The 21,123-nt window shown below is 70.0% G+C and carries 19 protein-coding genes; 12 read left to right on the forward strand and 7 right to left on the reverse strand.

Annotated elements, in window-relative coordinates; translation table 11 throughout:
- The first annotated feature begins 3 nt into the window (after positions 1–3).
- From FOF48_RS29860 to FOF48_RS29875, 4 genes are all read left to right on the forward strand, one after another.
- Positions 4–960, forward strand: a complete 957-nt coding sequence (locus FOF48_RS29860; RefSeq protein ID WP_186002130.1) for a hypothetical protein — start codon at positions 4–6, stop codon at positions 958–960.
- Between the two features lie 118 nt (positions 961–1,078).
- Positions 1,079–2,371, forward strand: coding sequence for an MFS transporter (locus FOF48_RS29865; RefSeq protein WP_143907172.1), 1,293 nt, complete (start codon positions 1,079–1,081; stop codon positions 2,369–2,371).
- Positions 2,372–2,515: 144 nt separating this feature from the next.
- Positions 2,516–4,153, forward strand: coding sequence for a phosphoglucomutase (alpha-D-glucose-1,6-bisphosphate-dependent) (gene pgm / locus FOF48_RS29870; protein WP_143907174.1), 1,638 nt, complete (start codon positions 2,516–2,518; stop codon positions 4,151–4,153).
- A 56-nt stretch (positions 4,154–4,209) separates the two neighbouring features.
- The gene (locus FOF48_RS29875; RefSeq protein WP_143907176.1) at positions 4,210–4,566 is read left to right on the forward strand and encodes a DoxX family protein; all 357 of its coding nucleotides are present in this window, start codon (positions 4,210–4,212) and stop codon (positions 4,564–4,566) included.
- A gap of 6 nt (positions 4,567–4,572) precedes the next feature.
- Here the strand turns inward: FOF48_RS29875 and FOF48_RS29880 are convergent, their stop codons facing one another.
- The gene (locus FOF48_RS29880) at positions 4,573–5,454 is read right to left on the reverse strand and encodes an SDR family oxidoreductase (protein ID WP_221938261.1); all 882 of its coding nucleotides are present in this window, start codon (positions 5,452–5,454) and stop codon (positions 4,573–4,575) included.
- 405 nt (positions 5,455–5,859) lie between these two features.
- Here FOF48_RS29880 and rpoZ point away from each other — a divergent pair, with 405 nt between their 5' ends.
- Positions 5,860–6,099: a DNA-directed RNA polymerase subunit omega gene (rpoZ, locus tag FOF48_RS29885; RefSeq protein WP_143907178.1), complete on the forward strand. Its 240-nt coding sequence runs from the start codon at positions 5,860–5,862 to the stop codon at positions 6,097–6,099.
- 16 nt (positions 6,100–6,115) lie between these two features.
- On the opposite strand, the gene FOF48_RS29890 is transcribed toward rpoZ, so the two are convergent.
- Genes FOF48_RS29890 through FOF48_RS29900 form a run of 3 tightly spaced genes read right to left on the reverse strand, consistent with a single transcriptional unit; the run spans position 6,116 to position 7,887 of the window.
- Positions 6,116–6,589: an NUDIX hydrolase gene (locus FOF48_RS29890; protein ID WP_143907180.1), complete on the reverse strand. Its 474-nt coding sequence runs from the start codon at positions 6,587–6,589 to the stop codon at positions 6,116–6,118.
- 37 nt (positions 6,590–6,626) lie between these two features.
- Positions 6,627–7,298, reverse strand: coding sequence for a hypothetical protein (locus FOF48_RS29895; protein ID WP_143907182.1), 672 nt, complete (start codon positions 7,296–7,298; stop codon positions 6,627–6,629).
- Complete coding sequence (locus tag FOF48_RS29900; protein ID WP_143907184.1) at positions 7,288–7,887, reverse strand: hypothetical protein; 600 nt, start codon at positions 7,885–7,887, stop codon at positions 7,288–7,290. The genes FOF48_RS29895 and FOF48_RS29900 overlap by 11 nt, the downstream gene beginning before the upstream one ends.
- Positions 7,888–8,313: 426 nt before the next feature.
- On the opposite strand from FOF48_RS29900, the gene groES reads away from it, so the two are divergent.
- The 6 genes from groES (at position 8,314) to FOF48_RS29930 (ending at position 14,102) form a co-directional block, all read left to right on the forward strand.
- Positions 8,314–8,604 (forward strand): co-chaperone GroES, encoded by a 291-nt coding sequence (gene groES, locus FOF48_RS29905; protein ID WP_120600169.1) that lies wholly within the window; start codon positions 8,314–8,316, stop codon positions 8,602–8,604.
- A 47-nt stretch (positions 8,605–8,651) separates the two neighbouring features.
- A complete protein-coding gene (gene groL / locus FOF48_RS29910) occupies positions 8,652–10,304 on the forward strand; it encodes a chaperonin GroEL (protein ID WP_143907186.1) in 1,653 nt (550 codons plus the stop codon).
- A gap of 168 nt (positions 10,305–10,472) precedes the next feature.
- Positions 10,473–10,730, forward strand: coding sequence for a glutaredoxin 3 (gene grxC, locus FOF48_RS29915; RefSeq protein WP_143907188.1), 258 nt, complete (start codon positions 10,473–10,475; stop codon positions 10,728–10,730).
- Positions 10,731–10,829: 99 nt separating this feature from the next.
- Positions 10,830–11,258 carry a hypothetical protein gene (locus FOF48_RS29920; RefSeq protein ID WP_143907190.1) on the forward strand — a complete coding sequence of 143 codons (429 nt, stop codon included), beginning with the start codon at positions 10,830–10,832 and terminating at the stop codon, positions 11,256–11,258.
- 202 nt (positions 11,259–11,460) lie between these two features.
- On the forward strand, positions 11,461–12,843 hold the full coding sequence (locus tag FOF48_RS29925) for a sigma 54-interacting transcriptional regulator (RefSeq protein WP_143907192.1): 1,383 nt from the start codon (positions 11,461–11,463) through the stop codon (positions 12,841–12,843).
- Positions 12,844–12,890: 47 nt separating this feature from the next.
- On the forward strand, positions 12,891–14,102 hold the full coding sequence (locus FOF48_RS29930) for a hypothetical protein (protein ID WP_143907194.1): 1,212 nt from the start codon (positions 12,891–12,893) through the stop codon (positions 14,100–14,102).
- Positions 14,103–14,227: 125 nt separating this feature from the next.
- Here FOF48_RS29930 and smc read toward each other — a convergent pair whose 3' ends face one another.
- The gene (gene smc / locus FOF48_RS29935) at positions 14,228–17,836 is read right to left on the reverse strand and encodes a chromosome segregation protein SMC (protein ID WP_143907196.1); all 3,609 of its coding nucleotides are present in this window, start codon (positions 17,834–17,836) and stop codon (positions 14,228–14,230) included.
- A 359-nt stretch (positions 17,837–18,195) separates the two neighbouring features.
- Between smc and FOF48_RS29940 the strand changes: the two genes are divergently transcribed.
- Positions 18,196–18,849: a hypothetical protein gene (locus FOF48_RS29940; protein ID WP_235685978.1), complete on the forward strand. Its 654-nt coding sequence runs from the start codon at positions 18,196–18,198 to the stop codon at positions 18,847–18,849.
- Between the two features lie 34 nt (positions 18,850–18,883).
- Here the strand turns inward: FOF48_RS29940 and FOF48_RS29945 are convergent, their stop codons facing one another.
- A complete protein-coding gene (locus FOF48_RS29945; RefSeq protein ID WP_143907200.1) occupies positions 18,884–20,260 on the reverse strand; it encodes a hemolysin family protein in 1,377 nt (458 codons plus the stop codon).
- A 12-nt stretch (positions 20,261–20,272) separates the two neighbouring features.
- A complete protein-coding gene (locus FOF48_RS29950) occupies positions 20,273–21,088 on the reverse strand; it encodes a lipopolysaccharide assembly protein LapB (protein WP_143907201.1) in 816 nt (271 codons plus the stop codon).
- Positions 21,089–21,123 lie beyond the last annotated feature (35 nt).

The raw sequence follows: 21,123 nt of genomic DNA on the forward strand, positions 1-21,123 counted from the left end.
GTGATGCGAAACCTGGCCCTGGCCCTGACCAGCCTCCTCGCGGTCGCGTGCGGCGGCGACTTCTCCAACGACGACCTGGAGTTCCGGAACGCCCTTCCCCAGCGCGAGGACCTGGCCGCGAAGCTGCCGGCCTCCGCCCGCGCCAGCCAGGGCCTGGGCACGCGCACCCAGCGGCTGGGCCTCCAGGTGCTGGGGGGCACGTCGGGCCTGGCGCTCCAGGCGTACACGGCGGGCTCGCAGTTCAACGCGAGCGTGGACGGCCTGCTCGCGCTGCTGGAGCTGTTCCGCAACGCCCCGCCCACCACGCGAGAGACGGACCGGCGCATCTGGGGTCCCTTCCCCGCGGACGACCACCCGGGCCACGAGCTGCGCTTCGTGATGGAGCGCACCGGCGCGGAGTTCAACTACCTCCTCCAGTTCCGTCCCCGGGGCGCGGGCGAAGGCGATTGGTGGACGTACCTGCCTGGCAGCTTCAAGGCGGACGGTGGCATCCGCAAGGGCGAGGGGACGCTCGCGCTGGACTTCAAGGCGGCCCGCGCGAAGGGCTTCGACACGAAGGGCGCGGAGGGGGTGGACCGGCTGGACATCGCCTACCAGACGAAGACGCCGCCCACGAGCGTGCTGCTGCTGTTCACCGCCAAGGGCGCCGCGCTCCCCGACACGCGCTATGCGTCGCGTCAGACGCCGGAGGGGCTGGGGGAGATGGCCTTCCGGCTGCCAGGGGAGGACCTGGTGCCCGGCGGGCTCCTGGAGACGCTGGACATCGTGGCGCGCTGGACGCCGGACGGCCGGGGCGTGCTGGTGCTCACCATCCTGGAGGGGGACGCGAAGGGCGCGAAGTACACCGAGTGCTGGGACGCCCGGACGCGAATCACCTTCATGCAGCGCAACTGGGACTTCCTCAATCCCACCGAAGGCAACCGAAGCACCTGCCCGGATGTGTCCGCGCTGGACCTCTGAGCCCCGGAAGCGGCCCGGGTTTCGGCCCGGTGGGCAGCCGGGCGGACAGTCCCTGCCCCATGGAAGGTGACGCGCCGGGTGGATTCTCTATGCTGGCGGCTGTTCTCCCGCGCCCTCCATGCCCAATTCCTCGCTTCTCACCGTCTTGAAGAGCCGGCGCATCTGGCTCCTGATGGCCGTCGGCTTCGCGTCCGGCCTCCCCCTGTGGTTGACCGGCGTCACGCTGTCCGCGTGGATGAAGAACGAGGGGGTGAACCTCAAGACCATCGGCATCTTCAGCCTGGTGGCGCTGCCCTACACCTTCAAGGTGCTGTGGGCGCCGCTGATGGACCGCTACACCCTGCCCTTCCTGGGCCGCCGCCGCGGCTGGATGCTGCTCACGCAGGTGCTGCTCATGGGCGCCATCGCGGCCATGGGGCTCGTCAACCCGAAGGACGCGCCGGTGGCCATGGCGTGCATGGCCGTGGTGGTGACGTTCCTGTCCGCCAGCCAGGACATCGTCGCGGACGCGTGGCGCACGGACAGCCTCACGATGGAGGAGCGCGGGCTCGGCAACTCGATCTACGTCACCGGCTACCGGCTGGGCATGCTCGTCGCGGGCGGGCTCGCGTTCATCCTGTCGGACCACCTGGGCTGGTCCCGGACGTACTACGTGATGGGCGTGCTCATGGGCGTGGGCGTGTTGGCCACGCTGATGGCCCCGGAGCCGCAGAGCGTCCGGCCCCCGCGCAACCTGGCGGACGCGGTGGTGCGACCCTTCGTGGACTACTTCCGCCGCAAGTACGCGCTGGGGGTGCTGGCGTTCCTGGTGCTCTACAAGCTGGGAGACGCCATCGCCGCCAGCATGGTGACGCCGTTCTACATCGAGCTGGGCTTCTCCAACACGGAGATTGGCGCGCTCAGCAAGACGCTGGGGATGTTGGCCACCATCGGAGGCGGCCTGATAGGCGGACTGCTGATGGTGAAGCTCAGCATGCGCCGCGCGCTCTTCATCTTCGGCGCCGCGCAGGGCATCACCAACCTGGCCTTCATGGCGCTGGCGCTGGTGGGCAAGAACGACGTGATGCTCGCGAGCACCATCGCCGTGGACAACGTGTGCACGGGCCTGGGCGTGACCGCGTTCGCGGCGTTCTTGATGTCGCTGTGCCACAAGAGCTTCAGCGCCACGCAGTACGCGCTGCTGTCCGCGCTGGGCACCATCGCCAACCGGCTCATCGGCTCCGTGTCCGGCTACCTGGCGACGTGGATGGGCTGGCCCACCTTCTTCGGCTTCACCGCCGTGGCGGCCATCCCCGCGCTGGTGCTGCTGATGTTCCTGCCCGAGAACGCGGCCCAACCCGTGGAGGAGGAGCCCCCCTCCGCGCCAGAGGCCATGCCGCCCACGGCGCCCTCCGTCGCCGCCGCGCGCTGACGGCTTCCGGACACGCGCCCCTACCCGCCCGGTCCGCGCTCCCGCCCGCTACTGGACGGAGCGCGTCATGACCGGTGCGGCGCCCGACAGGGACCGCGACTTCGGCTCCCCTCCGTCAGCGCGCGCGACTAGGGTGGCTCCGTCATGGCCCACCCCTCCGCTGGCAAGCCCCTTTCGCGCGACCTGCTCATCGACCCCGAGAAGCTGCGCGCGCAGTACTACGACGACACGCCCGACGCGTCCGTGGCCGAGCACCGCGTCGCCTTCGGCACCTCCGGGCACCGCGGGAGCGCCGCGCGCCGCAGCTTCAACGAGCCGCACATCCTCGCGGTGGTGCAGGCCCTGTGCGAGTACCGCAAGCAGCAGGGCTATGACGGTCCGCTGTTCCTGGGCATGGACACCCACGCATTGTCGGAGCCCGCCCAGCGCACCACGCTGGAGGTGCTGGCCGCCCACGGCGTCGAGGTCCGCTACACGGACGGCGCCACGCCCACGCCGGTCGTCTCCCACGCCATCCTCACGTACAACCGGGGTCGAACGAGCGGGCTCGCGGACGGCATCGTCATCACCCCGTCCCACAACCCGCCGGAGGACGGCGGCATCAAGTACAACCCGCCCAACGGCGGCCCCGCGGACACCCAGGTCACCTCGCGGGTGGAGAAGCGCGCCAACGAGCTGATGGCCGCGGGCAACCAGGGCGTCCAGCGCGTCCCCTACGAGCGGGCGCGCGCCAGCGCCACGGTGAAGGCCTACGACTTCATCACCCCGTACGTGGCGGACCTGGCGAACGTGGTGGACCTGGAGGCCATCCGGGGCGCGAAGCTCCACCTGGGCGCGGATCCGCTGGGGGGCTCCAACCTGGACTACTGGGCGCCGCTCGCGCGGAAGTACGGCCTGGACCTGACGGTGGTGAACCCCACGGTGGACCCCACCTTCGGCTTCATGCCCGCGGACCACGACGGGAAGATCCGCATGGACTGCTCGTCGCCGTACGCGATGGCGAACCTGGTGAAGCTCAAGGACCAGTACGCGCTCGCCTTCGGCAATGACACGGACTCCGACCGCCACGGCATCGTCACCCGCAGCCAGGGGCTGATGAACCCCAACCACTACCTCGCCGTCGCCATCAGCTACCTGTTCCGCAACCGACCGGGCTGGAAGGCGGACGCGGCGGTGGGCAAGACGCTGGTGAGCAGCAGCCTCATCGACCGCGTGGCGAAGGACCTGGGCCGCCGCGTGGTGGAGGTGCCGGTGGGCTTCAAGTGGTTCGTGGACGGGCTGCTGGACGGGTCGCTGGGCTTCGGCGGCGAGGAGAGCGCCGGCGCGTCCTTCCTGCGCCGCGACGGCACCGTGTGGACCACCGACAAGGACGGCATCATCCTGGACCTGCTCGCGGCGGAGATCCTCGCGCGCACCGGCAAGGACCCCGGCCAGCACTACCAGGACCTGGCGAAGAAGTTCGGCGCGCCGCTGTACACGCGCATCGATCAGCCGGCCACGTCCGCGCAGAAGGCCGCGCTGAAGAAGCTGACGCCGGAGGCCGTGAAGGCCACGTCGCTCGCGGGGGAGCCCATCCTCCAGCGCCTCACCCGCGCGCCGGGAAACAACGCGGAGCTGGGCGGGCTCAAGGTGACGACGGAGAACGGCTGGTTCGCCGCGCGCCCGTCCGGCACGGAGGACGTCTACAAGATCTACGCGGAGAGCTTCCGCGACCAGGCGCACCTGGACACCATCGTCCAGGAGGCGCGCGCCATCGTCGGAGAGGCGTTCGCCGGAAAGTAGGCGTGGACGGGGCGCCCCGCCCAGGCTTCGATGCCGCCGCGAGGAGCCCCACCCCCATGGATGTGAAGACAGTCCTGCAGTACCTGCTCGCGGTGTCCATGGTCGGCGCGGGGGTGAACCACTTCCTCAACCCCCGCGTGTACATGCGCATGATGCCGGCGTACCTGCCCCGCCCGAAGGAGCTGGTGCTGCTCAGCGGCGTGGCGGAGGTGCTGCTGGGCGTGTTCCTGGTGGTGCCCGCCACGACGCGGCTGGCGGCCTGGGGGCTGGTGGCGCTCTTCGTGGCGGTGTTCCCCGCGAACCTCCACATGGCCCTGCACCCGGAGCGGTTCCGGAAGCTTCCCCCGGCCCTGCTCTGGCTGCGGCTGCCGCTGCAGGGGGTGCTCATCCTGTGGGCGCTCTGGTACGTCTGAGGACGGTCAGCGCCAGAGCGGCGCGTGGTCCTCGATGTACTGGCGCACCGTGCGCGTGGGGCGGCCCAGGAGGTTGGTGAGCGTGGGGTCCACCTGCTCCGCCTTCCCGAACCGCAGGCCCACGTGCATGAGGGTCTGCATGCCCAGCTGTCCCCACGACAGCCGGCGCTGGTGCAGGTGGTGCACGTAGCCAGGCACCGAAGCGGGCACGTAGCGGATGGGCCGGCCCAGCACCTCCGACAGCACCGACGCCACCTCGCCGAACGTGACCGCCTCCTGCCCAGTGAGGGTGAAGGCGCGGTCGCGCAGGGATGTGTCCAGCAGCGCCCGCGCAGCCACCTCGCCCACGTCGCGCACGTCCACGAAGGCCACCTTGCCGTGGCCCGCGGGCATGTAGAGCCGGCCGTCCTGCCGGATGTCCTCGCGGTACGCGTCCCCCAGGTTCTGAGCGAAGAACGCCGGACGCAGCAGCGTCCACCCGACGGACGCGCGCTTCAGGTGCTCCTCCACCGCGCGGTGCGGCGCCCATGAGCGCTTCTCCGCGCCCGCCATGGACAGGAACACCACCTGCTTCACGCCCTGCGCCGCGGCCGCGTCGATGAACGCGTTGAGCGCCCCTTCCGCGTGGGAGATGGCCGGCGGCCGCATCAGGAACACGCCCCGCACGCCCTCCAGCGCGGGAAGGAACGTCTCCGGCCGCAGGAAATCCAGCGGGACCGGCGCCACGTCCCCGTCCATCTCCTTGAGCAGCGACGTGGCGTGCTCCGGCGACTTCACCGCCGCGCGCACCGCCACCCCTTCCGCCAGCAGCGCCCGCACCACCGCGCGCCCCACGTTGCCCGTGGGCCCGGTCACCAGCACCGGCCCGCTCACGGACGCCCCTCCCATGGCCCGCCCCTCCCACCCGACATGCACCCGGCACGGCCGGCGCCGCGCGACGCCACTGCGCTCATGCGGAAGACTCCTCATGCGAACCCGCAGCGCCGGACATCCTCCGGCGCGGGGTGATTTAGACCCACCTTCACATCCCATTCCCACCTCGGAAAAACGCACCCCTCCTGATCCGTTGAGGCCACCCGCTCTTGAATTCCGGAGGATGAGAACCCGGTGTGCGACACCCAACACGGGAGGCCTGGGAGCAGGCGTGGGGAGGAGCAGGGGGCGGACGGGCAGGCGAAGCCCGGCCGGGCTTCAGGCGGGGCGTGCGGCCCGCCATCCTTCCTTGACTGATCCAACCCTGCTCTTTAGGTTGAGAGGCTTCCACCGGCTCACCAGAGCCAAGAAGGATGTTCCATGGCCCGCGTTACCGTTGAAGACTGCCTCCCCTACGTGGACAACCGGTTCGCGCTGGTGCTGCTGGGCGCCAAGCGCGCGCGCCAGCTGATGGCCGGCGCCCGGCCCATCCTGGAGACCTCCAAGAACAAGCCGCCCGTGCTCGCCCTGCGCGAGGTCGCCACCCAGCGCGTGAAGTTCGACCGCGACGTGCGCGAGGCGCTCTCCGGCAAGTACGTGGGCGAGGAAGCCAAGAAGTAGCCTCCCCCGCTTGCCGCTACGCCGGCTCCTTCCCTTCCACGGGGGGAGGAGCCCCGGGCGCCAGGCCCTGGGCGCGCATCCACCGCAGCGCCCGGCCGGCGACGGCCTTCTCACCCTTGTACCCCAGCGCCGGAATCAGCCCTTCCAAGGGCAGCCAGCGCACCTCGTCCACCTCCACGCGCGGCCCCGGCAGCGGCCCCAGCTCTCCCGCCTCGTAGCGGAAGAGGAAGAAGTGGACGCGCTTGAAGATGCGCTGCCCGCGGAACTGGTAGACGTAGCGGATCTCCCCCAGCGGCGCGAGCAGCGCCACGGAGAGCCCCGTCTCCTCCCGCACTTCGCGGCGCGCAGTCTGCTCCGGCGTCTCTCCCGGATCCACGTGCCCCTTGGGCAGCGCCCACAGGTGCCGCCCGTGCGGACGGATGACCGCCACCTCCCAGGCGCCCTCCTGGAAGCGAATGACGATGCCTCCTGAGGACGCCTCGCGCGGCATGGCTCCACCCTACCCGAAGCGAGGGGCGGCCGGGCCATCAACCGCCGTGCGCGAAGTGCCGCAGCTTGGCTTCCGCCCCCAGGCGGTAGGCATAACGCAGGTCGCCGAGGAGCTTGTCCAACCGCCGGCTCGCGACGTGCCCCATGAGCCGCACGCAGAAGCGGCGGGAGAGCCGGTTCGCCTCCTCGTAGCGCCAGCGCTCCTCCACCGACAGCCGGGGCTGGTACGCCACGCGGTCGAAGAGGCGGCCCAACAGCTCGCGGGACCACCCGGCGACCCCCTCGCCCCAGCGGTGCAGCAGGCACACCACGAACTTGTCCACCTCCGCCTGGGCCTCCAACTCCAGCAGCGACACCGTGCGCTCGTAGTGCGCCGTGTGCGCGACGTAGAGGAAGTGGCTGACGCCCTCGGTCACCTGGCAGTAGCCATCCAGGTCGCCCTCCAGCACGGAGCCTAGGGGGCTGGTGTCATAGCGCTCCATGCGCTCGCGCAGCGCCGGGGCCAGGTAGAGCGCCAGCTCCAGTCCGCCCCGGGCCTCCAGCACCAGCAGTTCCTCCGGCGCGCGGCCGGTGCCGCCCAGGAGCGCGGCCACCTCCGCGTCCACCACCACGAAGGCCTCCGCGCGCGCCTCGCAGCGGAAGCCGTAGATGGCCTCCAGGTGGGCCTGGAGCCGCCCCACGAGCGGGAAGTCCGCGGCGTCAGTTGGCAAGGGAGCTCTTGCGCGGAACCCACCCGGCGTCCACCAGCACGCGCTCCAGTGTGTCGCTGCCGGTGCGCGCCCAGGACTCGTAGACGCGCAGCGCGCCAGCGGGCCCCGCGCTCACCAGCCCGCGCGCGCTGATCTCCTCCAGCACCTCCACCAGCGACCGGAACTTGTCGCACAGCTCGCGGTACACGCCGGTGAAGCCCCCCGGGGGCACCAGCTCCGCGACCTGGCCGTACGCCGCTCCGCCCATCTGGATGTAGTAGTCCGGGCCCACCATCCCCTGCTGCAGCGCGCCAGAGAAGAAGCCCACTTTGTAGAGCGACACGTCGCCCAGCCGCCGCAGCGTGCGGATGCGCTCGTCGCGCTCCTGCTGCAGCGCCCGGTGGTACAGCTCCGCCAGCGGCTCGTGGTCGCGCCGGCCTTCCGCGTCCCGGCTGAACAGCTTGTCCGTGGCCGCGAACTCCGCCAGCAGGTTCACCAGGTAGAACTCGGTGGACTCTCCCAGCGCCACCCGCTGCCGGGCCGCGGCCTCCAGGAGCAGTTCGCGGAAGAACTCCTTCAGCGAGGAAGAGGACGTCACCAGTCCGCTCATCGAGCACACCTCCCGAGGGGTCCCTGGAAGGCGCCATGGCCTCCAGGAGACGCTTCGGGCAAGCGTAGCCATGTCGCACGGCGTCGGCAAAAGGGACTCAAGTCTTATCAAGGACTTACGTTGGCACTCGGAATGGACGAGTGCCAACGGGCCGACACCTGGGACGGCCTGGCGGGCAGGCGTGGCCCAGGGGGAATCTTCCAGGAAAAGCGCAGGCGGGACGGGTGTTTAGCCGCGTACGGACGGATGCCCCGACGTCGCTTGACGAGGTGAAGTCCCTGGTTATTATCCGCCGCGCCTAGGCGTTAGCACTCAGCAGGTGCGAGTGCCAACGCCGGGGCCCACAGGCCCTTTTCAACCCCCAGCGGCGTCCCGGTCCGGACCCTTCCGTCCGCCTCCGGCAGCCGCGGTTCACAGGAGCAAGCCATGAAGATTCGTCCCCTGCAGGATCGGCTCATCATCAAGCGCGTCGCCGAGGAGAACAAGACCAAGGGCGGCCTCTTCATCCCCGACACGGCGAAGGAGAAGCCGCTCGAGGGCAAGGTCGTGGCGGTCGGCAACGGCAAGGTGCTGGAGGACGGCAAGGTGCGCGCCATGGACATCAAGGCGGGCGACACCATCCTGTTCAGCAAGTACGCGGGCACGGAGATCAAGCTGGACGGCGAGGATCACCTGATCCTCCGCGAAGAGGACGTGCTGGGCATCATCGAGAAGTGAAGCCCGCCGTTCGTCTTCCCACCCACAACTTCTAGAGGATTCAGACCATGGCGAAGGACATCATTTTCGAAGTGCGCGCGCGCGACGCCATCCTGCGCGGCGTGAACATCCTGGCCGACGCGGTCAAGGTGACCCTGGGGCCCAAGGGCCGCAACGTCGTCATCGAGAAGAGCTTCGGCTCCCCCACCATCACGAAGGACGGCGTGACGGTGGCGAAGGAAATCGAACTGGAGAACAAGTTCGAGAACATGGGCGCCCAGATGGTCAAGGAGGTCGCCTCCAAGACGTCGGACGTCGCCGGTGACGGCACCACCACGGCCACCGTGCTGGCGCAGGCCATCTTCCGCGAGGGCGCGAAGCTGGTCGCCGCGGGCCACAACCCGATGGACATCAAGCGCGGCATCGACAAGGCCGTCGCCGCCATCACCGCCGAGCTGAAGACGCTGGCGAAGCCGACCAAGGGCAACAAGGAGATCGCCCAGGTTGGCACCATCTCCGCCAACGGCGACACCACCATCGGCCAGATCATCGCGGACGCGATGGAGAAGGTCGGCAAGGAGGGCGTCATCACGGTGGAAGAGGCCAAGGGCCTGGACACCACCCTGGACGTCGTCGAGGGCATGCAGTTCGACCGCGGCTACCTGTCCCCGTACTTCGTGACGGATCCGGAGCGCATGGAGGTCGTGCTGAACGACCCCCTCATCCTCATCAACGAGAAGAAGATCTCGTCGATGAAGGACCTGCTGCCCATCCTGGAGCAGGTGGCGCGCGCCGGGAAGCCGCTGCTCATCATCGCGGAGGAGGTCGAGGGCGAGGCCCTGGCCACCCTGGTGGTGAACAAGATCCGCGGCGTGCTGAACGTGGCCGCGGTGAAGGCGCCGGGTTTCGGCGACCGCCGCAAGGCCATGCTCGAGGACATCGCGACCCTCACCGGCGGCCGGATGATCGCCGAGGACCTGGGCATCAAGCTGGACACGCTGACGCTCCAGGACCTGGGCCGCGCGAAGCGCGTGACCATCGACAAGGACAACACGACCATCGTCGATGGCGCGGGCAGCCAGTCCGAAATCGAGGCGCGCGTGAAGCAGATCCGCGCGCAGGTGGAGGACACCACCAGCGACTACGACCGTGAGAAGCTCCAGGAGCGCCTCGCGAAGCTCGTGGGCGGCGTGGCCGTCATCAACGTGGGCGCCGCGACCGAGACGGAGATGAAGGAGAAGAAGGCCCGCGTGGAGGACGCGCTCAACGCGACCCGCGCGGCCGTCGAGGAGGGCGTGGTGCCCGGCGGCGGCGTCGCCTACATCCGCTGCCTCAAGGCGCTGGACACCCTGAAGGTCGGCGACGGCGAGAAGTCCGGCGTGGACATCATCCGCCGCTCCGTCGAGGAGCCGCTGCGTCAGATCGTCGGCAACGGCGGCCTGGAGGGCAGCGTGGTGGTGAACAAGGTCAAGGAGGGCACGGGCGCCTACGGCTTCAACGCCGCGACCGGGACCTACGAGGACCTTCTGGCCGCCGGCGTCATCGACCCGGCCAAGGTGAGCCGCACCGCGCTGCAGAACGCCGCGTCGGTCGCCTCGCTGATGCTCACCACGGAGGCCATGGTCGCCGAGCGCCCGAAGGCGGACGACGACAAGGGCGCCGCGGGCGGTGGCATGGGCGGCATGGGTGGCATGGGCGGTATGGGCGGCATGGGCATGTAGTCGCCCCCCGTCCCCGCGCGACACAGGGGATGGACCTGACGGCCTCCGGCGCCCCCACGGGCTCCGGGGGCCGTCGTGTTTCAAGCGACCCGGCACCCGGCCCCCCTTGGCCCCGCGTGCAACGGGCCCCAGGGTCTGGCATCAGGAACTCCAGGAGGAATCGAATCCATGAAACCCGTGAAGATCTACACGACGACCTACTGTGGCTTTTGCGTGCGCGCCAAGGACCTGCTCAAGCGCAAGGGCGTGGCGTACGAGGAGGTCGACGTCACCGGCGACGACGACGCCCGCGAGAAGCTGGTGGAGATGAGCAACGGCCAGCGCACCGTGCCGCAGATCTTCATCGGCGACACGCACGTGGGCGGCTATTCGGACCTGGCGCAGCTGGACAAGGAGCAGCGGCTGGACCCCCTGCTCCAGGGCTAGAAGCAGGCAGGCGTCCGGGCCCCGGGTCCGGACGCCACCCGCGCCCGCCGTGCCTACCTTCTCTCCAGCGGAATTCACCCCTTTGACGGGAGGAACACCATGGCGGGCGGACAGGCAACGGCGGGGACCCGGGACGAACACCACGCCCTCATCAGCACGCTCTACCACCTGCTCAAGGGCGCGTCGGCAAGCGAGCAGTACCTGCGCGAAGCCGAAGCCTCCGGAGACCCGGAGCTGGCGCAGCTCTTCCGCGACTGGCGGGACGAACAGCGAAACCTGGCCGAGCGCGCCAAGAACCTGCTGGGCGCGCGCATGGTGAACGCGCAGGCCGCCCCCCGCCGCCCCCCCTCCCCGGCCCCGTCCAAGCGCCCCAGGGGCAAGGCGAACGCCTCCAGCGAGGCGTCAGCGGGCGAGGTGCGGGAGCCCACCAACGCCAGCGTGCGCTCCGGGGGGAGCCCCGGGGATGACTCCGTGGATGAGCAGTCCAAGGAGTCGTTCCCCGCGAGCGACGCCCCAGGGACGTACTGACGCGCGAAGACACGCCCGGAAACGAGCCCGACGTCCCCGGTAGGGGCGCGCGGGCTCCATCTGTCTTCACCTTCAACGGACGTTTCCGAGTCCACTTCTTCCGCTTGCCCCCTGTGTGCAGTCCCCCCTAAACAGGCGGGATTCAGGGCGGGGAGGGGTCCTTTCGCCCCCCGCGACCCGGTGCGACCAGGGGTCCGTGATCATGATTGACAGACCGGATGTCACCGAAACCGTGCAGGCGGAGCGCGAGGGGCAGTCCACCCGCGTCCCCCTCCACGAGTGGACGGTGGAAGTCGTGGGGGGTCCGGACAAGGGGAAGAAGGTCACCACGCGGGATTCGCTGGTGCGTGTGGGTTCCGACAGCGCGGGGGACCTGGTGCTGAGCGACCCGACGGTGAGCCGCCGCCACCTGGAGGTGGAGCGGCTGCCGCAGGGCCTGCTGCTGCGCGATACCGGCAGCCGCAACGGCACGTTCATCGACGGCCGCCGCATCCTCCAGGCCTTCGTCTCCAGCGGCGACAAGGTGGAGCTGGGCAAGACGAAGCTCGCGGTGAAGGTGGCCGCCCGCGCGACGGAGGTGGAGGTCGCCGGCACGGAGTCCTTCGGGCAGCTCGTGGGCAGCTCGGAGAAGATGCGCTGGGTCTTCACGGAGCTGCGCCGCATCGCCCGCGAGGACATGAACCTGCTCGTCGAGGGTGAGACGGGCACCGGCAAGGAGCTGGCCGCGCGCGCGGTGCATCAGCACTCGCTGCGCCGCCACGGCGCCTTCAAGGTCGTGGACTGCAACCTCATCTCCGAGGAGAAGGCGGAGCGCGAGCTGTTCGGCGGGCTGCGCGCCGGGGAGAACGAGGACAAGGGCGCGCGCGGCATCTTCGAGGCGGCGCGCGGCGGCACCCTCTTCCTGGACGAGGTGGGCGAGCTGCCCATGTCCGTGCAGGGCAAGCTCCTGCGCGTGCTGGAGACGCGGGAGGTGCCGTCCCTGGACGGGCAGCCGGTGGCGGTGGACGTGCGCGTCATCGCCTCCACGCACCGCAACCTGGAGGAGGACGTGCGCCAGGGCCGCTTCCGCGCGGACCTCTACTTCCGGCTCGCGGTGGCGCGCGTGCGGCTGCCGCCCCTGCGCACCCGCCGAGACGACATCCCCACGCTCTCGCAGGCGCTGTCGCGCGGGATGAAGGCCGCCCTGGAATTGACGCCGCAGACGCTGGCCCTCTTCGAGGGCTACGACTGGCCGGGCAACGTGCGGGAGCTGCGCAACGTGCTGGAGCGCGGCGCCCTGATGCAGGAGACGGGCAACACCAGCTGGCTGGACTTCCTGGCGCACACGCCCAAGCGCGCGGAGGGCAGCGAGCCCGCCACCAACGTGGCCGCCATCGTCTCCGGCATGCCGTACCACGAGGCCAAGGACCGCGTGCTCGCGGACTTCGAGCGACTGTACTTCGCGGAGATCATGCGCGAGGTGGCCTTCGACATGAAGGCCGCGGAGCAGCGCACCGGCCTGTCCATGCAGAGCCTCTATCGCCTGTTGAAGAAGAACGGACTCCGCCTCAAGGACCTCAAGAACGCCGAGGGACTGGAGAAGTGAGAGCCCGACCGCAGCACCCACCCACCCCACCGGGAGAAAGCCTCACCATGCTGAGACGTCTCGCCGTCGCCTCCGTCATCCTCACCGCCGCCTGTGCCGGTCAGCAGAAGACCGGCGACGCCACCGAAGGTCAGAAGGAGATGACCAAGGAAGAGCGGCTGCGCATCACCAACCAGCCGCCCTTCGACCTGGCCTCCTGCTTCCCGCATGAGCGGACCCTGCCCGCCCCCGCCAACCAGGGCATCCTCGTGGGCGCGCTCCTGAGCGTCCGTCCGGACGTGCTGGAGTGCCTGGTGGATCCGGCGAACCGCGGCCCCGCTGCCAACACCAAGGTGGTGGTGAAGACGACCGTCAGCGCCCAGGGCACCACGCACGCCGTCTCCGGGGAGAACCTCACCCCGGCGGGCACCCAGTGCGTCCAGAAGGTGGTGGACACGTACGTGAAGCCCGCGGCGCTGGCGGCGAACGCCCAGCCGGTGGAGTCCACGTACGAGTACGAACACGCCACGGCCAACAACCCCTCCGTCACCCTGGGCATCAACGAGGGTTCGGACTTCTCCGGCGCGGTGCGCCTTGCGGAGAAGGACTGGTGTGAGTGCTTCGCCGGCTACAAGGCGTCCACGCCGCCGGTGCTGGCCTTCGACATCCACATCATGAAGGGCCAGCCGAACCCCACGGAGGTCACCTTCAAGCCCACCGGAAGCACGGAGGGCGACCAGCTCGCGTCCTGCCTGAAGGCGAAGGTCGCGGCGATGCCCACCAAGGCGACGGGCGAGCTGAAGTTCCCCTTCCGCTTCGTGTACTTCAACTCGCAGGCCCCGCTGGAGGCCTCCGCGGACATGCCGCCGGAGCTGCGCTTCTTCCAGCTGGAGCTGGCGCGCACCCAGACGGCCGCCGCGTCCGCCATCGCCTACGGCGAGCGCAGCAACGCGGCGGAGACGTATGACGCCGTCGTTCAGAAGTACACCAAGACGAAGGACTACAAGCTCGCCAGCGAGCTGTCCTCCAAGTGCAACGCGCTGGTGGAGTCCGCCACTGCGTGGGTGAACGCCCTCAAGGCGCAGGAGACGGTGGACCAGACCACGCTCACCCTGGTGCAGGGCCTGAAGGCCAAGGAGGAGAACTGGGCCCCCGTGGAGACCGCCAGCCAGGAGGCGCTCGCCAACACCCAGAAGGACGTCGCCGGCGCCCAGCAGCGTCTGGCCGCGGACCAGAGCGCCTGCCCGAAGGTGAACTACACCGCGCCCAAGAAGAAGTAGGCACGCGGGCCACCGGGAGTCCTCCCGGCGGTCGAAAGAGAACGGGCGCTCCGGGAGACTTCCCGGGGCGCCCGTCGTCTTTTCTGGAGCCTCTGGAGAGGCCCCGGAGTCCCTGCCCTGCCGCGCTACGACGCGGCGGGGACCTTGTCGTCGTTGTGCGCGGCGGCCTCGCGCATCTTCACGCTGACCAGCTTGGAGATGCCGGGCTCCTCCATGGTGACGCCGTAGAGCGTGTCGGCGACCTCCATGGTGCGCTTGTTGTGGGTGATGAGGATGAACTGCGACTGGCGGCTCATCTCCTTCACCATGTCGTTGTAGCGGCCCACGTTGCCCTCATCCAGCGGGGCGTCGACCTCGTCCAGGAGGCAGAAGGGGGTGGGCTTGATGAGGAAGATGCCGAAGATGAGCGCCACGGCGGTGAGCGCCTTCTCGCCGCCGGACAGCAGGTTGACGCTCTGGAGCTTCTTGCCCGGCGGCTGGGCCACGATCTCCACGCCCGGCTCGCCGTTGGGGCCTTCCTGCGTCAGCACCAGGCTGGCGCGGCCACCGCCGAACAGGCGCGGGAAGATGGCCTGGAACTTGTCGTTCACCACGTCGAAGGTCTGCTTGAAGCGCTCGCGGCTCGTCGCGTCGATGCGGACGATGGCTTCCTTCAGCTGGCTGATGGACGCCTGGAGGTCCTGGCGCTGCGTGGAGAGGAACTCGTAGCGCTTGGACAGCTCCGCGTGCTCGTCGATGGCGGTGAGGTTGATCTCCCCCATCTTCTCCACCTGCGCGCGCAGGTCCTTGAGCTCCCCCTCCACCTCGTCCGAGAGCGGCGGCAGCAGGTGGTACTGGTGCAGCTCCGCGGCCAGCTCCAGCTGGTAGCGCTCGCGGATGCCGGAGGCCAGGTGCTCCATCTCCAGGGCGATCTCCTTCTCGCGCAGCGAAATCTGGGACAGGCCCTGCATGAGCTCATCCAGCCGGCCGCGCAGCTCGCGGAAGGCGGTGTCCTGCTCACGCACCTCGGTGGTGGCCGCGGTGTGCGCGGCGCGGCGCGCCTCCAGGGTCTCCGCCGCCCCGCGGTGCGCCTCCGCGCGCTGCTCCCGGGTGGACTCCAGCTCCGCGAGCCGGCCCTGGAGCGTCTCCACCTTGGCCCGGCCCTCCGTCACGGTGCCCTGCAGCCGGCCGACGCGCGCCTCCATGTCCCGGCGCTGGGACACCAGGCTCTCCAGCTCCTTGCGCGCGGACTCGCCGCGCTCGCTGCCGGCGGCCACCTTCACGCGCAGGCCCATCAGGTCCGAGGACGCCATGTCCGCGCGCTGGCGCAGCCCCTCCAGCTCCCCGGCGTACTGGCGCACGCGCTCCTCGCGCGCCTCGCGGTCCGCCTGGCCGTGGGCCACCTCGCCCCGGCTGGACTCCTCCTCGTTGGCGAGCGCGGTGTGGCTCTGCGACAGCTGCCCCGCCTCGCCCTCCAGCGAGCGCAGCCGCTCGCGCACCCGGGCCAGGTCCTCGCTCGCCTTGTGGAGGTCCTTCTCCTGGCTGGCCAGGTTGACCTCCTCCGCGTGCTGCTCCTTGCCCAGGCCCTTGAGGACGGCCTCCGCCTGCCCCATCTGCTTCTGGAGCGTGTAGTGGCGGGTGAGGATCTCGTTGTAGCGCTCCTCCACCCGCGCCACTTCCGACGCCAGCTCGGCGATCTCCCGCTTCTTCTGGAGCGCGCCCACCGCCGCGCCCTCGCGCTCACCGCCGGTGATGGAGCCGTCGGTGCGGAAGACCTCGCCCTCCAGCGTGACGAGCGTGCACGGGACGGGGCTGGCTTCGGCGTACTCGCGGGCGGCGAGCAGGTCCTGGACGATGACCACGTCGCCCAGCAAGAGCCGCAGCACCGGCTCCAGCGCGGGCTCGCAGGACACCTCGCGCAGCGCGTGGGCGAGGACGCCCGGGCGCGTGAGGTCCGGTTCCACGAGGCCCCGGCCCTGCTCCCCGCTGGGCACCGGCAGGAAGGTGCCGCGCCCTTCCGCGTGGCCCTTCAGGTACTCCACCAGCTCCACGCCCTTCTCGCGGCTGTCCACGATGACGTGCTGGAGCCGCTCGCCCAGGGCGGCCTCCACCGCGCGCTCATAGCGCGGCGAGTTCACCGTGAGCACGTCCGCCACCAGGCCGAAGATGCCCTGCTCCCGCGCCGCCTCCGCCGCCCGCACCATCACGGCGCGCACGCCCCGGTCGAAGCCGTCGTAGTTCTTCTGGATGTCCTCCAGCGAGGACAGGCGGCTGCGCTTGTCGCTCAGCTCCTCGCGCAGCGCGATGACCTGGACCTCGTTCTCCGTGAAGGCCTCGCGCGTGCGGGTGAGGGCCTCCTCCTCCTGGCCCCGGCGCTCGGCCAGCTCGGAGGCCAGGTGGCGGGTGTCCTCCACGTGCTTCGCCGCCTGGGTGCGCACGCCGTCCAGCGCCTGCTCCTGGGCGTGCAGCGTCTCCAGTTCGGCGGACAGCTTCGCGCGGCGGGCCTCCAGGTCGGTGCGCTGCCGCGCCAGGTTGACCAGGTTGCTCTCGTGGTTCGCCAGCCGCGTGGCCACGGCGACCAGGCCCGCCCGCTCCTGCTCCAGGCGCAGGGAGATCTCCGTCTGGAGCACGGAGACGCGGCGCTGCTCCTCCAGGGCCACCTGCATGGCCACTTCGTCTTCCTTGTACGAGCCGGCGATGCCCGACAGCTCCGCCTCGCGGGCCGTCATGGTCTCCACGACCTCCGCCTGCCGCGCGAGCAGCGCGTCCAGCTCCGCCTGCGCCGCGTCCACGCGCGTGCCGGTCTCCTCGAAGTCGCGCCGGCCGTACGCCAGCTCCTGCGCGTCGCGCTGCAGGGCGCTCTCCAGCCCGTGGACCTCTCCCGCGAACTGCTGGAGCGCGGCGCCTTCCGCGTCCAGCTCCGCGCGGCGCCGGGTGATGACCTCCTCCAGCTCCTTCACCCGGTCCAGGCCCTCGCGCTCCTCGCCGCCCAGGTTCTCCAGGCGCGACTGGAGCACGCGCTTCTCCGCCATCAGCTCCAGCGAGCGGTGGCTGGCCGAGTGCAGGTCGATCTCCCGCATGCGCGCCTTGAGCTTGCGGTACTTCTCCGCCTTCTTCGCCTGACGCGACAGCGTGTCGAGCCGCTTCTCCAGCTCGCCCGTGATGTCGTTGACGCGCAGGAGGTTGGCCTCGGTGGCCTCCATCTTGCGCTCGGCGGCCTTGCGGCGGGCCTTGTACTTGGTGACGCCCGCGGCCTCCTCCAAGAGGTGCCGGCGGTCCTCCGGCTTGCTGGAGACGATGAGGCCCACGCGGCCCTGCTCGATGATGGAGTAGGCCTTGGTGCCCACGCCCGTGCCGAGGAACAGCTCGGTGATGTCCAGCAGGCGGCAGAGCGTCTTGTTGATGAGGTACTCGGAGTCGCCGTTGCGGAACAGGCGCCGGGTCACGGTGATCTCGCTGAAGCCCTGGTACTGCGGCGCCAGCGTGTCCGTGTCGTCCACCAGGAAGGTGAGCGACACCTCCGCCATGGACAGGGGCGGCTTGTTCTCCGAGCCGTTGAAGATGACGTCTTCCATGCCGCGGCCGCGCAGGTTCTTCGCGCTCTGCTCGCCCATCACCCAGCGGATGGCGTCCACGACGTTGGATTTGCCACACCCGTTGGGGCCGACGACGCCGGTGACGCCCTCGTCGAAGGAGAAGACGCTCCGCTCCATGAACGACTTGAAGCCGGTGATGTCCAGGCGCTTGATTCGCATGCCAGCGGGCTCCCTACAGGCCGACGGTGAGACGGGATGAAAACGCGCGCGAGGCCGGAAAATCGGCTCCGCAGCGTCCGGCAGGAGTACCAAGCACCCCACCGGTGATCAAGCGTGACCATGCCACGCATGACCCTACGTCCAGTGCTACAGGATGGAGGGCAGGCGGCCTCGCATCACCCTTGCAAAGCAGCCGACCCACCCTACCTTCCTCTTGATCTTTCTGGAGGCGTCCTACGTTCCAGCCCTTGCTCGCCCTGTCACTCCTCGTAGGTGCGTCCCCGACGTCCCAGGTAGCACCCCGGTCTGACATGGTGGTGGCGGCGGCGCCGGCCCCCTGTCCGAACCCCTGGTTTCCCATGGAGGACGGCCTGACGCTGACGTACCGGGCGGGCCACGCGTCGGAGCTGGTGCTGGCGACGAAGGACGTCGTGCCCGCGCCGGATGGCACGGTGAAGGCGACGCTGGCGGTGAGCCTCAAGGGCCGGAGCGGCCAGACGGAGCTGACCTGCGACGCGCAGGGCGTGCGCACGGGCCTGGGCGGCCTGGAGGGCACGCTCCTGTCCGCGTCCGGTATGGACGTGCAGGTGGTCAGCGCGGAGGGCGCGGCCGTGCCGGCCCCTTCCGTGATGGTCCCCGGGGGCACCTGGAAGAACAGCCTGTCGGTGAAGCTCCAGCCGCCGGCGAGGAAGGGCGGCCTGCGCCCCATCATCGCCACGACCTTCGACAAGGAGGCCACGGTGGTGGGCGAGGAGGAGATCACCGTGCAGGCGGGCACCTTCAAGGCCCTGAAGATCCGCAACATCACCACGGCCCGCGCCAGCCGCCCCGGTTCGGAGGGGCGGTCCATGGAGAGCTACATGTGGTTCGCGCCGGACGTGGGCATCCTCAAGCTGACCACCGACGGGGAGACGCACCTGGAGCTGCTCAAGGTGGAGCGGCCCGCCGCCAAGGTGAAGCCGGCCTCCATCCAGGGGGGCGCGAAGAAGAAGACGCGGGCCACCAAGGGCTGACGCCTCCTGGGGGCGCTCGGCTTGGAGCGGGGCCCTACCCCGTCTCGCCGGACGACGCGGGAGGCTCCGGCGGGCGGCCCGTCCCGGGGGCCTGCGCGCCGGCGCGCGACTGGGGCTCCACGGTCACGCGCACCACGCGCGGGCCGTCCACCTCGTCCACGAGGATGCGCCACATGTCGAGCTTGAGGCTGTCGCCCTTCTCCGGCACCCGGCCCAGCTTCGTCATCAGGTAGCCGGCGATGGTGGTGACCTCGCCCTTCTCGTCGTCGCTCAGGTCGAAGGTCACGTCCAGCTGCGCTTCCAGGTCGTCCAGTTGGGCGGTGCCCGGCAGCTCGAAGCGGCCTCCCGGCAGCGCCCGGACCTCCTCCACGCGCCGGCCCAGCTCCGCCACGTCGCCCACCACCTCCGCCACCACGTCCGCGATGGTGACGAGGCCGGACGTGCCGCCGTGCTCGTCCACCACCATGGCGATCTGCCGCCGGCGCCGGCGGAACTCCGTGAGCAGCTGCTCCAGCGTCGCGTTCTCCGGGATGAAGAGCACCGGCCGCTGCACCTGGGACAGGCTGCGCAGCTCACCGCGCGACAGGAGGAAGAACAGGTCCTTCACGTTGACCACGCCCTCGAGCTCGTCGAGGTTGCCCCGACACACCGGCAGCCACGTGTGCCCGGACGCCCGCGCGTCGATGACGTTCTTGTCCAGCGTCTCCTCCACGTCCAGGTAGCGCATCTGGTTGCGGGGCACCATCACCTGACGCGCGGTCTTCTGCGCCATCTCCAGCGCGCGCTCCAGGAGCTCCGCGCGCGCCGTGGTGATGGCGCCCGCCTGCGCGGAGCTGTGCAGGATGACGCGCAGCTCCTCTTCGTTCGTCGCCTCGTGCGACTCGCTGGCCGAGTGCAGCCCGAACGCCTTGAGCACCAGCGCCGCCAACCCGTTGAGCAGCCGGATGGCCGGGTAGAAGAGGAAGTAGAACACGCGCATGGGCAGCGCGACCGCCAGCGTCGTCTGCTCCGCGCGCTGGATGGCGAGGCTCTTGGGCGCCAGCTCCCCCAGCACGATGTGCAGGAACGTGATGATGCTGAACGAGATGACCACCGCCACGCTGTGGGCGACCGTGGTCGCGGAGCCCTCCGGCACCAGCCGCGTCAGCACCGGCTCCAGCAGGTGCGCGAACGCGGGCTCTCCCAGCCAGCCCAGCCCCAGCGACGCGAGCGTGATGCCGAACTGCGTGGCGGACAGGTACGCGTCCAGCTCGCCCACCATCTTCAGGGCCATGTTCGCGCCGGGCGTGCCTTCATCCGCCAGGGACTGCAGGCGCGTGGCGCGGATCTTCACGATGGCGAACTCCGTCGCCACGAAGAAGCCGTTCGCGACGACCAGCAGCAGCGCCAGCCCCAGGAAAACCCATTCCATTGCGTGATTCCCTCAGAAGAGGGCTTCGAAGTCCGGATCGCCCTTGAGCACGTCGAACATGGGGTCCGCGGACAGCCACCCCAGGACCTTCTGCCGGTCCGCCGCCAGCGCCTTCTGCAGGTACTGGACGGCGTCCTTCGGACGGCCCCACAGCGCGTACAGCGCCGCCAGGTTGTAGTTGAGAAGCAGGTCGTCCGGATTGAGCGCCCGGGCGCGCTCGTAGGCGCGCTCGGCTTCCGCGTAGAAGCCCTTCTGGGCGTAGCAGATGCCCAGGTCCAGCTGCGCCTCGAAGTTGTCCGGCTCCAGCCGCACCACTTCCTTCAGCTGGGTGATGGAGGAGCGGTAGTCGCCCTCGTCCATCATCAGCGCCGCCAGCTCGTGCCGGGGGAAGGCGTCCTGCGGATCCAGCTCGATGGCGGATTGCAGCTCGCGCATCGCCTCCTCCACCCGCCCCTGGTCCGCGTACGTGAGGCCCAGGTTGAGGTGGGCGTCCGGGTACTCCGGATCCAGCTCGATGGCTTCCTTGTACTCCTCCACCGCCATCTCGCTGGCGTGCGTGGAGAGGAAGCAGGCCAGGTTGTAGTGCGCGGTGGCGCTCTCCGGCTCCAGCTTGAGCGCGGTGAGGTACTCCGCCAGCGCCTCGCGGAACTGCTTCTTCTCCGCGTAGACCGTGGCCAGGTTGTCGTGCGCGTGCGCCGACGTGGGGTCCAGGTCGATGGCCTTGCGGAACTCCTTGATGGCCTCGTCCAGCCAGCCGCGATCCGCCAGCTCGATGCCGCGGGTGTTGTGCTCATCGGACAGAGCGATGTTGTCCTTTTCCCGGGCCATGGAGCGCGCGGCAATCTACGCGTCGCGCGTTTCCC

Source organism: Corallococcus sp. Z5C101001, assembly GCF_007352635.1.
Lineage (GTDB): Bacteria > Myxococcota > Myxococcia > Myxococcales > Myxococcaceae > Corallococcus > Corallococcus silvisoli.